This window comes from Ruegeria halocynthiae (genome assembly GCF_900106805.1).
In the GTDB taxonomy this organism is placed as follows: Bacteria; Pseudomonadota; Alphaproteobacteria; order Rhodobacterales; family Rhodobacteraceae; genus Ruegeria; species Ruegeria halocynthiae.
The window spans coordinates 1-13645 of sequence record NZ_FNNP01000020.1; the positions used below are offsets into that span (position 1 = coordinate 1).

The 13645-nt window shown below is 49.5% G+C and carries 11 protein-coding genes and 2 pseudogenes; 7 read left to right on the forward strand and 6 right to left on the reverse strand.

The window, feature by feature from the left end:
• Window positions 1-436 precede the first annotated feature (436 nt).
• From BLU89_RS20715 to BLU89_RS20735, 5 genes are all read left to right on the forward strand, one after another.
• Window positions 437-1630, forward strand: coding sequence for an ABC transporter substrate-binding protein (locus tag BLU89_RS20715; RefSeq protein WP_074739597.1), 1194 nt, complete (start codon window positions 437-439; stop codon window positions 1628-1630).
• 63 nt (window positions 1631-1693) lie between these two features.
• On the forward strand, window positions 1694-2551 hold the full coding sequence (locus BLU89_RS20720) for a branched-chain amino acid ABC transporter permease (protein ID WP_074739614.1): 858 nt from the start codon (window positions 1694-1696) through the stop codon (window positions 2549-2551).
• A gap of 4 nt (window positions 2552-2555) precedes the next feature.
• Window positions 2556-3527 carry a branched-chain amino acid ABC transporter permease gene (locus BLU89_RS20725; protein WP_074739599.1) on the forward strand — a complete coding sequence of 324 codons (972 nt, stop codon included), beginning with the start codon at window positions 2556-2558 and terminating at the stop codon, window positions 3525-3527.
• Window position 3528: 1 nt separating this feature from the next.
• Complete coding sequence (locus BLU89_RS20730) at window positions 3529-4287, forward strand: ABC transporter ATP-binding protein (RefSeq protein WP_074739601.1); 759 nt, start codon at window positions 3529-3531, stop codon at window positions 4285-4287.
• Window positions 4280-4969, forward strand: coding sequence for an ABC transporter ATP-binding protein (locus BLU89_RS20735; protein WP_074739603.1), 690 nt, complete (start codon window positions 4280-4282; stop codon window positions 4967-4969). Before BLU89_RS20730 ends, BLU89_RS20735 begins: the two co-directional genes overlap by 8 nt.
• Before the next feature lie 11 nt (window positions 4970-4980).
• Here the strand turns inward: BLU89_RS20735 and BLU89_RS20740 are convergent, their stop codons facing one another.
• Both BLU89_RS20740 and BLU89_RS20745 read right to left on the reverse strand, forming a co-directional pair.
• A complete protein-coding gene (locus tag BLU89_RS20740; RefSeq protein WP_074739605.1) occupies window positions 4981-5628 on the reverse strand; it encodes a TetR family transcriptional regulator C-terminal domain-containing protein in 648 nt (215 codons plus the stop codon).
• Window positions 5621-6247, reverse strand: a complete 627-nt coding sequence (locus tag BLU89_RS20745; protein ID WP_074739607.1) for a TetR family transcriptional regulator C-terminal domain-containing protein — start codon at window positions 6245-6247, stop codon at window positions 5621-5623. Before BLU89_RS20745 ends, BLU89_RS20740 begins: the two co-directional genes overlap by 8 nt.
• Window positions 6248-6535: 288 nt before the next feature.
• Between BLU89_RS20745 and aptA the strand changes: the two genes are divergently transcribed.
• Both aptA and BLU89_RS20755 read left to right on the forward strand, forming a co-directional pair.
• On the forward strand, window positions 6536-7843 hold the full coding sequence (gene aptA, locus BLU89_RS20750) for an omega-aminotransferase AptA (protein ID WP_074739609.1): 1308 nt from the start codon (window positions 6536-6538) through the stop codon (window positions 7841-7843).
• 121 nt (window positions 7844-7964) lie between these two features.
• On the forward strand, window positions 7965-9212 hold the full coding sequence (locus BLU89_RS20755) for a Zn-dependent hydrolase (protein ID WP_074739616.1): 1248 nt from the start codon (window positions 7965-7967) through the stop codon (window positions 9210-9212).
• A gap of 136 nt (window positions 9213-9348) precedes the next feature.
• Here the strand turns inward: BLU89_RS20755 and BLU89_RS22045 are convergent.
• From BLU89_RS22045 to BLU89_RS21860, 4 genes and pseudogenes are all read right to left on the reverse strand, one after another.
• Window positions 9349-9958, reverse strand: a pseudogene (locus BLU89_RS22045) (IS6 family transposase); the annotation flags it as partial.
• Window positions 9959-10417: 459 nt separating this feature from the next.
• Complete coding sequence (locus tag BLU89_RS20765) at window positions 10418-12292, reverse strand: hypothetical protein (RefSeq protein WP_074739611.1); 1875 nt, start codon at window positions 12290-12292, stop codon at window positions 10418-10420.
• A gap of 116 nt (window positions 12293-12408) precedes the next feature.
• Window positions 12409-13056, reverse strand: a complete 648-nt coding sequence (locus tag BLU89_RS20770) for a tyrosine-type recombinase/integrase (protein WP_245709817.1) — start codon at window positions 13054-13056, stop codon at window positions 12409-12411.
• Between the two features lie 48 nt (window positions 13057-13104).
• A pseudogene (locus tag BLU89_RS21860) lies at window positions 13105-13350 on the reverse strand (site-specific integrase); the annotation flags it as partial.
• Window positions 13351-13645 lie beyond the last annotated feature (295 nt).

Genomic DNA, 13645 nt, shown 5'->3' on the forward strand with positions numbered 1-13645 from the left:
GAAGTCGATCACCGGACATTCCCAAACATTGCAGCAGACCAACCACCAGTTGGATCAAACCGCGCGAAGGTGCAACATGTCGACCAAAGTTTGCGACAAAGCCTTGGCAACAGATCCGGTGCGTTAATATCCAAAACTGTCGAATACTCGCTTTCTGTCTTAGTTGGTCCGAATTTGCGAAACTCTGGAGATGCGTGTGCTGAACTACCTCAAAACCATAGCTGCACGAATATCCTCATTCCAGAGAGGCACCACGGTTGCCTTCATATTAAACACTTTAGAATCAGAGGTTTACGAGTTCTACCAACACTCACCTCGCCCCCTGTGAGCACAAGAAAAAACACTTTTCTGACCGATTGTGCGGTTTTTCTTGACTTTATAGTCAGCTTATTGGTTACATCTTGGTCACATAATCAGATTCTGGGAGGATCACTCAATGGACAGAAGAAAGTTCCTAGTTACATCGACTGCAGCGGCAGCAGCCCTCAACTTGCCCACACTGGCGAAAGCGTCGGGCGGTATTGATATTTTTGGATTGAAGTCAGTTTCCGGCAACTTTGCCAGTTACGGTAAATTCGCAAACCAGGGCAGCGAAATGGCTGTAGAAGCCGCCGGCAGCGTCATTGGCAAGGATCTGAACTACCGCCTTCTGGATAGCGAAGGCAACGCAGGGAAAGCAGTGCGTAAGATCAAGGAAGCCATTGAAAAAGACGACGCGAGATTTTTTAACGGTGCCACTCTGTCTTCAACTGGCCTGGCTGTCGGCAAAGAAGTTGCAAGTGTCGGTGGAGTCTTCACTACTCCAGTTGGAGCGGACGAGGTGACTGGTAGTGAGTGCAACCGCTCAACATTCCGCTGGTCGACACCTACATTCGGTGCGGTTGAGCAAACTTTGAGGCCTCTTCTCGAACTAGATCCATCAATCAAAAGCGCGTACACTGTCACACCGCAATACGTATTTGGTGAAGCTTTGCTGACAAACACAAAAAATGTTCTTGCGGACAAAGGTGTAGAGCACGTTGGCAACAGCTACCACTCACTCAGCGAAAAAGAATTCTCGGGGTATATTACAAACGCAGCCGCGGCAAAGCCCGATCTACTTATACTTCTGAACTTCGGCGGGCAATCTTCCACGTCTCTTCGGCAGGCAATGAACTTTGGCCTAAAGAATAAAATGAAAATTCTCGTTGTTTGGAGTGCTGGTCTGGATCAATACAAGTCCCTTGGGTCCGATATTCTTGAGGACGTATATCTTGGCGCCCAATACTGGCATGAAGTCCAGAATCCGGGCAATGCGCGATTTGTTGAGTTGTGCCGCAGTAAGTACGGTGTAAATCCTGTTTACCCGATGGCAGGCGACTATATTGGAACCAAGATCATTATTGATGCCATTGAAAAAGCTGGTTCAGATGATCCTGCGGCAGTCATTTCCGCTATGGAAGGGATGACTTACGAAGGCCTAACCGGCGAAGAGACTATCCGCGCCTTCGACCATCAGGCGATCAAGGATTACTATCTGCTAAAAGGTAAATCGAAGAGCGCCATGTCCGACGAAGACAATTTCGTCGACGTTATCAGTTCAGGAAAGTCATTCCCCGATGAAAATGCTTCCCTGTGTAAGATGTCGTAATCTTGCATAATAACTAACGGGCCAGGGGCTCAAGAACCCTTGGCCCATTCTATGGGGAAATACATGGAACTCTTCTTCTTTCAGCTCCTGAACGGGCTTGGGCTCGGTGTGATTTACTTCCTACTTTCCGTTGGACTTACAATCACGTTCGGCCTTCTAAACTTTGTCAATTTTGCACACGGCGCATTCTATATGGTCGGAGCGTATGTCACCTTTGTCATTGTATCTCTGACCGGTAACTTCTGGCTTGCGCTTCTGATTGCCCCTTTAGTCATTGGAACCTTGGCTATTGCGCTTGAGCAAAGCGTCGTCAAATTCTCTTACGTTCTGGAACACAAGTATCAGATCCTGGTGACCCTTGGCGTCGCACTGATGCTGCAGGAGCTGGTCATTATGATTTGGGGGCCGATCGGAAAAAACGTCTCGCCTCCCAGTTCATTGGCAGGAATTATTGAGATTGGGGACTTCATTTACCCCAAATATCGTGCGTTTGTAATCGCATTTTCTGCACTGATCGCAATCGTCGTGTGGTGGGGGTTAGAAAAAACAAAATTCGGAGCGCTAGTTCGGGCAGGCTCCGAAAATGCGCAGATGGTTGGTCTTCTTGGCGTGAACATCACGCGTCTATTCTCAATTACATTTGGATTGGGAGGGCTTTTGGCAGGCTTGGCGGGCGTGCTCGCGGCACCACTTCGAGGGGCCGACCCCTTTATGGGCGTTGAAGCGCTCGGCATCGCCTTTATCGTTGTTGTGATAGGAGGCATGGGTAGCTTTCTTGGAGCCCTCGTTGGCGGTCTTGTAGTTGGCGTTATGCAAAGCGTCATGAGTAGCGTCTGGCCGGAAGGTGCTAGTCTGATGGTTTACGCAGCAATGGCTGCAGTGATCTTGTCACGGCCGCGCGGTCTATTTGGAAGGGCATAATGTAATGTCACTAGAACTTAAACACTGCCCGATTTTGATTGCCATCGCGCTGGCTGCGTTCTTAGTCTTGCCGTCTATCTCACTGGCAACTGAGGTACTGATTTTTGCTATAATAGCGTTGGGCTGCAGCATTCTGCTTGGCTATGCAGGGCTACTTTCCTTCGGCCAAGCGATTTTCTTCGGCTTGGGAGCCTATGTTGCAAGTCTCAGTCAAATCCATTTGGGCGTCAACTTTCTAGTTGGTCTCTTGATCGCCACAGCGGCTGGAGCGACTGTCGCGGCTTTGGTCGGAGCACTGGCAATAAGAAGGCAGGGTATTTACTTCGTGATGCTAACATTGGCATTTACACAACTTGCCTTTTTTGTCTCCTATACCCTGGACGAATGGACGGGCGGTGATAACGGTTTGCTGGACGTACCACGAAATAGCGTTGACATCTTCGGATTCGAAATAGCTATAGATAGTTCAGAGAAATTCTATGCTTTTGTAGCAATCTCGTTTGTACTTATTTTCCTAGGGATGATTAGAATTACTCATTCTCAGTTTGGGCGAACCTTGCTTGCTATCAAACAAAATGAAGAAAGAGCTACAGCACTCGGTTACTCAGTCAAATGGTATAAGGTACTCGCATTCATTTTCTCGGGATCGATCACCGCCTATGCGGGTGGCATGTATGCGCTGTTCTTGAATTTTGCACCTTTGAGTAACGTTGAACTCATAATGAGTGAGCACATCCTGATCATGGCAATCATTGGCGGGACCGGAAATGTTTACGGCGCTGTTTTAGGTTCATTGTTCCTGGTTGTGGTTGGAGACATGCTATCGGCCTTCTGGGAGAGATGGCTGTTCCTGTTGGGTGGGATCTTGATCCTCACTGTCTTTTACATGCGCGGCGGACTTATTTCCGGCCTCTATGGCGTATTTGAATTCTTGAGCCAGAAATTTGGTTCCGCATCGACACAGAAAGAATCCTAGAATGTCAATTCTAACAACAAACAGACTCACCAAGAGTTATGGCGAATTCAAAGCCGTGACTGACGTGAATTTAGACGTTCAACCCAACACACTTCATGCGGTCATTGGTCCAAACGGAGCTGGAAAAACGACATTGTTTCATTGTCTGACTGGGGTGCAACGTCTAACGTCAGGGAGAATTCTCTTTGACAATAAAGAAATCTCGAAGCTCGGACCGGAAAAACGCTCTTCTTTAGGCATGTCCCGGTCATTTCAAGTTACAAGTCTGTTTCTCGAAATGACCGTGCGGGAGAACCTGCAAATCGCCGCACTGGGAGTCTCTAGCATCGATGGTTTCCGCTTTTGGAGCTCATCGGCTTCTACTGTGAAGAAAACTGCTGCTGCAGTGGACTACGCGCTTGAGACAACTGGCTTCGAGAATCGAGCGGAAACTATCGCCGGAGACCTCTCGCACGGCCAGCAAAGAATGTTGGAAGTGGGAATGGCTCTTGCCCAACAACCTAAACTGATACTTCTCGATGAGCCAACATCAGGAATGGGTGTTGATGACATCCCCATGATTTCCGATTTGGTTAGAAGACTCACGAAGGACATCACCGTTCTTTTGATTGAGCATAACATGGGTATCGTTCTAGAAATCAGTGATAAAATCACTGTGATGCAGCTTGGACAAATTCTCGTCGAAGGGACGCCCAATCAGATTAAAAACGACCAACGCGTTAGAGAAGCGTATCTTGGCGGGGAAACTGAAGATGCTTGAACTGAATAGCGTAAACTCATTCTATGGTAAGAGCCACATCCTTTTCGACGTCAATTGCACGCTCAAAAGAGGAGAAGTTTTGGCCATACTCGGTCGCAATGGAGCAGGAAAGTCTACACTGTTAAAATCAATAATGGGATTGGTGGATGTTCGCGATGGATCAATTCACTTCGAAGGTAATGAGCTAACAAATACTACTTCACATAGGATTGCCCACCAGGGTCTTTGCTTTGTGCCGGAAAACAGGGACATTTTTGAAATCCTTAGTGTTGAAGAAAACCTTTACATCTCGCATAATCCCGCATCCAATTGGTCGATAAACGACATCTATTCCCTTTTTCCACGCCTAAAAGAACGACGCAAAAACGGAGGTGGAAATTTATCTGGCGGAGAGCAACAAATGCTCGCCATTGCGCGCGCACTCGTTAATGATCCGAAGATGCTAATTCTTGACGAACCAACCGAAGGATTGGCACCAGTAATCGTCGAGGAGATCGAGAAAATTATTTCAAATGTTCGGTCAACAGGCATCCCAATCTTGCTTGTTGAGCAGAATATTTCAGTGTGTCGAAAAGTAGCTGACAAGTTCATTGTACTTGAGCAAGGCCAGGTTGTACTTGAAGGCAGCAATCAAGATCTAAGTGATCAAACAGAGAAAATTGAACACTACTTGGCTGTTTGATCCATTTGGACCTACTTTGCAGAAAAGTCTGACTTAGCTCCCACCCCAGCAAGAATGATGGAGCAAACGTCAGACTTTATTTCCTCCCACTGTGCTTCATCAAGTTCTTTGCCATCGTTGAGAACACGAATTTGATGGTAGAAGTCCGCATAGTGCTGTGTAGTCGCCCAAATCATATATAGAATAGTATTTGGATTAACCGGCTTTAGCCGACCTTCTGACTGCCACTTTCTAAAAAGCGCGGTGCGTGAGTCTGTCCAATCATACAGGTCTTTGGCGAGAAACGCATGCATAGTTGGGGCGCCTTGGATAATCTCATTGGCCCATATTTTTGACCCGCTTGGACGCTCCCGGGAAATATCGAGCTTTCTGGTTATATAAAGAGATAAAGCAACAACGGGATCATCGATCTCATCAAGTGCTTCGGCGGCAACCTTCCAAATATCAAATATCCTTTCAACACAAGTTTGGTACAGGAGTTCTTTTGATCCAAAGTAATAATGGATGTTTGCCGGGGGAAGTTTTGATCTCTTGGCTATCGACGCGATCGTCGCACCCTTGAAACCATATTCTGCAAACTCAAGTTCAGCTGCATCTAGTATAGCGGTTGTATTTCTCGAGCGGACCGTGTCCGGGCGCAGAATTGAGTTTCTATTCAACGCAAATACCTCGCAATATGATGTCTTTGAGGAAATATTTTGTTTCTTGCCATTGCTCATCGGTAAGTGGATGGTTGTCGTTCAAAGTTTCAATTTGATGTTGAAAATCAGCGTAATGTTGTGTCCCTGCCCAAATCAGATAGAGAAGATGTCGAGCGCTTGTTGCGCGTAGCTTCCCCGAGTCTATCCAATGCTGGATGACAACCATTCGGTCGTTGGTCCACCTGTGCAACTCATCTTCCATATAGTCTTGAACTATGGGTGCACCTTGAATCACCTCATTTGCCCATACTTTTGAGCCAAATGGGCGATTTCGCGCCATTTCAAGTTTCGTGTCAATATACTCAGCAATGGCCGTACTTGGATCATTGTCTTTTTTGATCGAATCTGCAGCAGATCGCCAAATATCGAATATGTCTTCGACAACTGCGCGGTATAAGGTTTCTTTGTTGGTGAAATAGTAGATAATATTCGACTTTGGCAACTTAGCCTGCTTGGCGATCAGACTGAAAGATGCACCAGAGTATCCGTGTTCAGCAAACACGTATTCTGCAGCCTCCTTGATTCTTGAAATGTTCTTTTCCCTGTTTGCAATTTGCTTTTGGGGTTGCCGTAGCATCCTACACTCTCTTCCTACTTGCCTCATAGCTCCCCGATTATTCGACCAATTTTAGATCACCCTTCAGAGAGCCTTCCCGCTGATTCGTCGACAAAAAACTTCGTCCAGAGATTCCGCCACACAGCAGCTTTATGCCTGATTGAACTTATCAGAGGAAGACAGTTTGTCCAATCGTTCATATTAAGCTGTTAGATCGATCAGGTTTAACTGATTAAGTAGTCAGAAAACATTGACCGATCGTGCCAACTATGGTTTTGTCCCGCTCGACCAGACTCTTGGGAGGACAAAATGAAGAACGATCTGGAGGCTTTTTGGATGCCTTTTACTGCCAACCGGCAGTTCAAGAAGAACCCTCGTATGTTCGTTGGGGCCAACGGAATGCACTACTCGACGAGCGAAGGAAAAAAGGTTTTGGACGGCACCGCGGGCCTTTGGTGCTGCAATGCTGGCCATGCAAGGCCAAAAATCACAGAAGCTGTGCAGCGCCAGGTTGTGGAGTTGGACTATGCTCCAGCATTTCAGATCGGACACCCTGGTGCCTTCGAGCTGTCAAATAGACTCGCCGCGTTGGCGCCTGATCCTCTAAATCATGTATTCTTCACAAACTCGGGATCTGAATCCGTCGAGACAGCTCTAAAGATTGCATTGGCTTACCATCAGGCAAAAGGAAACGGCCGCAAGACTAGACTTATCGGTCGTGAAAGAGGGTATCACGGTGTGAACTTCGGCGGGATTTCCGTTGGAGGGATCGTCAACAACCGAAATTCATTCGGGCATCTTCTGTCGGGTGTTGATCACCTTCCGCACACTCATCTTCCAAGTCAAAACGCGTTCTCAAAAGGCCAGCCAGAACACGGGGCACATTTGGCTGAGCATTTGACAGATATCATTGCACTTCACGGTGCGGAAACGGTGGCGGCGGTAATAGTTGAACCAATTGCCGGTTCAACGGGTGTCTTGGTCCCCCCGTATGGATATCTTGAACGGCTACGCGAAATCACCGCCCAGCATGATATTTTGCTAATTTTCGATGAAGTCATCACTGGCTTCGGGCGCATCGGCTCTGCATTCGCGGCAAATCATTTTGGAGTGACTCCTGACATGATTACCTGTGCAAAGGGGTTAACCAATGGCGTAATCCCCATGGGGGCAGTGATTGCCAGCCGCGAAATTCATGATGCGTTCATGAATGGTCCAGAACACTTGATAGAACTTTTCCATGGCTACACTTATTCAGGAAACCCAATCGCCAGTGCAGCGGCCTTGGCAACTCTTGATACCTATCAAGAGGAAGGGCTATTTGACAGGGTCGGTGACCTTTATGGGTTGTGGCAGGAAGGTCTCCATTCTTTGGCGGATCATTCAAAAGTGATCGATGTTCGAAGTTACGGTTTAATCGGTGCGATCGAATTGGAACCGTTGGCAGGGCAGGCTACAAAGCGTGCATTTTCAGCGTTTCTTTCCGCGTTCGAGCGCGGCGTTCTAATCCGAACAACCGGCGACATCATTGCGCTTTCTCCTCCTCTCATCATCAACGAAGCACAAATCGAAGAGATTTTCGACGTGCTCCGCACCGTCCTTAAGGAAATCGAATAATGTACGAAGTCACGAAACTCATCAACAACAAGAAAACCTCTTTACGTTGGTTGGAAGGCATCTCCAGCGGTGCAGTCTCTACGTTCCCAAGATGAACCAGATGCACAACAGGGAGGAAAAAATGCAACACGGCAAGAACCTGAAAATTGATGGTCAGCGACTTTGGGACACTTTGGAAGAAATGGCCAAAATCGGTCCCGGTGTCGCGGGTGGATGTAACCGTCAAACACTAACGGATGACGATGCGGAAGGGCGCGCCCTGTTTCAAAAATGGTGTGAGAGCGCAGGCTGCATCATGGGCGTAGACAACATGGGCAATATGTTTGCGCACCGTGCGGGAGTAGACGAAAACGCACTCCCGGTTTACGTCGGTTCACACCTCGACACGCAACCTACGGGCGGAAAATACGATGGCGTTTTGGGTGTGCTGGGTGGATTGGAATTGATCCGAACGCTCAATGACGCTGGCGTCGAGACAAAACACCCAATCGTTGCAACAAACTGGACAAATGAAGAGGGCACCAGATTTGCTCCTGCTATGTTATCGTCTGGCGTTTTCGCCAAGAAGCACATGTTAGACTGGGCATACGATCGCAAAGATGCAGAAGGAAAAGCCTTCGGCGATGAACTAAAGCGTATCGGCTGGCAAGGCGAAGAAGAAGTTGGTGCTCGCGAGATGCGAGCCTATTTTGAACTTCACATCGAACAAGGCCCGATTCTGGAAGCCGAAAATAAAGACATTGGCGTGGTCACCCATGGCCAAGGCTTAAGTTGGACCGAAATCAAAATCACTGGCAAGGACGCTCACACAGGGTCCACACCGATGCCAATGCGCAAAAATGCTGGCTTGGGAATGGCGCGTGTTCTTGAATTGGTCGATGAAATCGCTTGGAGCCATAAGCCGCACGCAGTTGGCGCAGCAGGGCATATTGACGTCCACCCCAACTCACGGAACGTGATACCTGGACAGGTTGTTTTTACTGTCGATCTTCGCTCTCCAGACATTGAAGTCATTTCCGACATGGAACAAAGGCTGCATGAAGGTACAAAAAAAATCTGCCGCGACATGGGGCTGGAAGTCAGCCTTGAAAAAGTAGGTGGCTTTGATCCCGTCAAATTTGATCCTCAATGTGTGAGCGCAGTCCGCGACGCAGCTGAATCTCTCGGCTATAGCCACATCGATATCGTTTCAGGTGCTGGCCACGACGCATGCTGGATCAATGCAGTTGCCCCGTCTGCAATGATTATGTGCCCTTGCGTTGACGGCCTTAGCCACAACGAAGCCGAAGAGATCACTAAAGAATGGGCGACTGCTGGCGGTGACGTTCTGCTGCACGCTGTTCTCGAAATCGCCGAAATTCAGGAGTAACAGCATGGGCATTGTTGCAGAACCCAGCAACTTGAGCCTCCCCTTCCGCTTGAGTGCTCTAGGGTCAGGACGGGACTGTTGCATTAATTTATGCTGGCCGACCTGAGGTGCAGTCTTTTTTCGCTCACGCGGCTGTTCAGAACAGCTGATTGATAAACTGGATTTCGCCGCTGGCGCCAGGTTGTTTGTTATGGATATGACGGCGTTTGATCGTTCGGATTGTCTCAATTCCGCTGAGGGTTGCTTTGGCTGATCGTAGTGATCGAAAGCTCTGGCGGTATCCAAGGAGCCGTTTCATGGCAGCGTGATCGCTCTCGATGTGATTGTTGCGCCACTTCTTGTCAATGTGCCGGATGCTGTCGAAATGTGGATCGTAATTTTGATTGATTTCGCGGATGACGCGTCGATAGCTTTGCGCTTTGTCTGTGACGATGGTGACCGGCCGATGTAGCCTCACACACTCAATTGCTTTGTTCAGAAAGGCTTTTGCCGCCTTCGGGCCGTCAGACGAAAGTCGATCATTTGGTCGTTGGCATCAACGGCTTGCCACAAGTAACGCCACTTGCCCCAACGCGGATGTAGGTCTCGTCCACGTGCCATTCGACGCTGGCGCGACGCAGTTACTTCTCCGTTCGTTTGGTGATCTCCGGGCCAAACTTGGTCACCCAGCGATACACGGTGGACCTATCAACACTAATCCCGCGCTCTGAGAGCAGATCCACGACATCCCGGTACGACAGCGGATAGCCGCCAAAAATCTTGGCCGTTGATGATTTCTTGGCTCTGTCGGTTTTGGCCGCAGGCACTTCTTGTTGATCTGCGCTCATTTCACTCAGACCTATTGCGCGACATCAATTGCCTCAAGGCCTCGGAGCCGTGTTCGCATGGCACAAAATATACCATACCCGTATTATGCTACTACCCCGCTTCACCCCTACTCACGGTAACTGTGAATCGCTTATTAGGTGGAGTGTTTTCGCCCATAGGTATGGCATAAATTGCTCTATACAGGTGGGGCACATAAAGTTTCAACGCCAATCCGGGATAAATTGACATTTCTGCAAGATATATAGCCCTTTTTCGTTGGAAGTGGAAGTCATTCCACAGTGATCTTGCGTTCCCAAATGACAACCGAGGCCAACCGAGACAGGTACCCTTCATATGTTGACCCTTCTTCCAATAGGTGGGTCGGTTATCACGGAGTACTAGAGATCATCGCCGTCCGAGATCACAACAAAATTCGCTCCTAGGGAATAGCAGTCTGCCCGTGCTCCCAGCAGAAGTGCGTCCAGTTGCTGTAGTCGCCTCACATCGGCACGATCCAGGTCCCCGGCATCGATCCGCGCGCGGATCTCATGATATACCGACCTGCGAACACGTGGCTGGAAAACGACTACCGTCTTCTCAAGGCTTGATCCCAAACCATCCAACATCGCCAAGAAGCCATTTCTGTTTTGCTGCCTAGTGCCATTGTGCCAAACAGCATCTTGAAGCACGCCGCCCGCGTTTGCCGTCAACTTATCTCGTAAAAGGTCCCGGTCGATATGGCGAATGTTCTTGATCGCTTGGCCCACAACGACTTCGTAGTCCGACACTGAGATACCTCGGTTCAGACTCTCTGACCCGCTGCCTTTCACATGGATCAAAGTAAGCTTCGGCGGCACGGCCGTGTCATCGACATGGATGAAGTCCGCAGACTCCATCGCGCCATCGTCGCAAACCAACCAACCGGTCTGTGCCCCACGTTGATCAAGATTTGGCCAGTGACGTGCGACGCTTCCGAACAATGACCAGTCGTCGTCATTTCCTGTATTCTCAACCGCGAACCGCTTCCCATCGAGCGGTTTCTCCTGTTTGAAAACTGTTTGGTCACGGTCCATGCGAACCCAACCCCAATCTTCAAACCGAGCGTCACGAAACCGTGTCTCGTAAAAATGACCGCGAGAGAATGTGTGACCGGTGTCGAAGTAAATCGTCAGGTTCCCTGGATCCCGACACAGTCCAAGCAAGGACCCTTCCAGTTCGTCGCCATCGAATCCGTCCACCGTGCGAACTTTGAGACGGATCTCTGACGTGGGTGTTTGCTCAAACTCGTATGCGAGGCGGCCTAGTCGCCCTTCGCCCCAATAGACGTCTGCTTCAAAATTTGATGAGCCGTCGACCGGAGTGATCTCAAAACGCGCCGCATCTCCAAACTGTTCAAGCCACCTCATGTCATCGTCGGCATTGACGGCAGCTTCAGCACTGACTTGCTCTGGGATGATCAAAGCGACGTCATATGGTTCCTCGATGCCAGCAAGTGAGTTGATGGATGATGCTAGAACGGGCAGAGGTTTGTCGGATCGATTTGCGTCGCTCATCAGATCGGATGCACGATCAAGAACGAGCGTCATCGTGTTTGCGAATTCGTCCCACGACCGTGTTGGGCCCAACCAAATTCGTCCGCCACTCGGACTTGCACCGACCACCTTGCTGGTGATCTGATCGGAGAGAGACAGGGTGCTTCGCACAGAACTAAAGTAGTAACTTTGGTCGCCAAGAGGATCGAGAGCGGTTTCAAGCTCAATTCCGGACAACACCTTTGAGTCGGGTTTCGTCGTGGATCGGGTATGCGTCCCATTGAGCCACAGGGTTCGAACCTGGCTTTCGACAAATGCCTTGTTTATTTCAGTCGACGACAGGCGTTGAATTCGAGCAAACTGGCCGTCGGTGGCCGCGGTTACTTTCCGTGCAACGAGGTTTCGCAAGCCGTTGTCAGAAAAGAGCAGTGCGTATATGTCACCACGTTTTGCGACCACGACGATGTGATTGTGAACGTCAGTCAGCCCGGCACCGTCCAACCAGCCGGGGGCTCGCTTGACGGCATAATGCGCCCATCCAAAATCCGTGCCGTCAATCTCAAGTTCAGGATCGGTGACATTTGGAAAGCGCGGTTTCTCCAACCCTTTTTGATCCGCCGCTTTCTTCGCAACGTCTCGAATGCTTGTTAGAAGTCCCGACACATCTGCGGAGACATTTCCCTTTCCTTGGTGGAGCGAAACGGACAGATAGGGTGTGCATTGTTGGCTGGAAATTGGCATTTGCTCATCTCTATTTTTTTAAATGTCCATTTGGCAGCTAATGTAACGGCTTCAACACTGTGCCTTAATTCAGGAATCCCCACGAAATACTTCAATCCTGTCAGTACTATACTCATTCAAGACTGAGAGTCGATTTGCGCGAGGGTGTCGGCCTTTTCGAGCGCGCTAACCAGCGAATTGTCAGAGACTTTCGTGTAGAGTTCCGTCGTCGCGATGCTCGCATGACCAAGGAGCCGCTGAACCAATCGGATATCCACACCTTCTTCTATCAGTAGGGTCGCAGCAGAGTGTCTAAACCGATGGGGCGTCAGATGAGGTTCCACCAATATGTTCTTTGATACGGTCCGAAGCCGTTTCCGAAAGGCTGCTGGGCTCAGGCGCTCTCCGACGGAGTTGATGAAGAGACATTCAGTCGACCCGACCGTACGATATCTCCAATCCCAGTATGTGCGGAATTCGAGCTGTAGCCTGTCATTCGTTACATAGACGGTGCGTTCCCTATTGCCTTTGCCACGGACCCTGATCCGCGTTGCCGCTCCAGAGACATCGGCGACGTTGAGGCGCATGGCCTCCCCAATCCTCATGCCGGTGACCACCAGAAGACGGCAAACAAGCCCGGTAATTTGTTGACTGGTAAACTCTTGCTCGGAAGTCGTTCGCTCACCCACGCCCGGGTCAACGATCTGGCGAGAGGCTCTGAAAAGTTGCGACAGGGTTGGACGATCAACCGGCCTTGGCAGCGTCCTCGGTACCTTCAGGTCCATCCGCAATCCCCGAAAGGGTGAGTTTGACGAAGGGTCCTGTTCCTCGAGCCACCTGAAGTATGACTTAAGGGTCACCATACGCCGCCGGATCGTCGCCGGGCTCGCCCCACATTCCTCGCGCAAATGAGCGTGATACCTGACGATATCTGATTTGTCCGGTGGGAGTGTGACCGAATTAAGCTCGGTGAAACCCGTAAATGCTCGGAGATCCTGATCATAGGCACGAAGCGAATGATCGCTTAGCCCCAGTTGCTCTTTGCAGTATAGTTTAAACTCTTGTGTATACATTCCCATGTGAGGGTTCCTTCCCTAGTTCCCGACGAAAGCCGCACGTTCTTCGCTGCGGCACCAAAGTTTGGTGAACATCCGGTCTATGGGGAGAAATGACTTTGGCAACAGACATTTGGAGGTTATGTTGTGCTTACTTGGGAGGGACAGACTGAATCCAGATTGACCAAACCAAACAAGATTTGAATGAGACTTTTGCTGGTCGATACCAGCGTAACGATAACTGGAAATTATCCGTGCATTTCATGTGCGACAGGCAGGCGCCATGAAGGAACGCTTTCTACTACCAAACGACGTATCC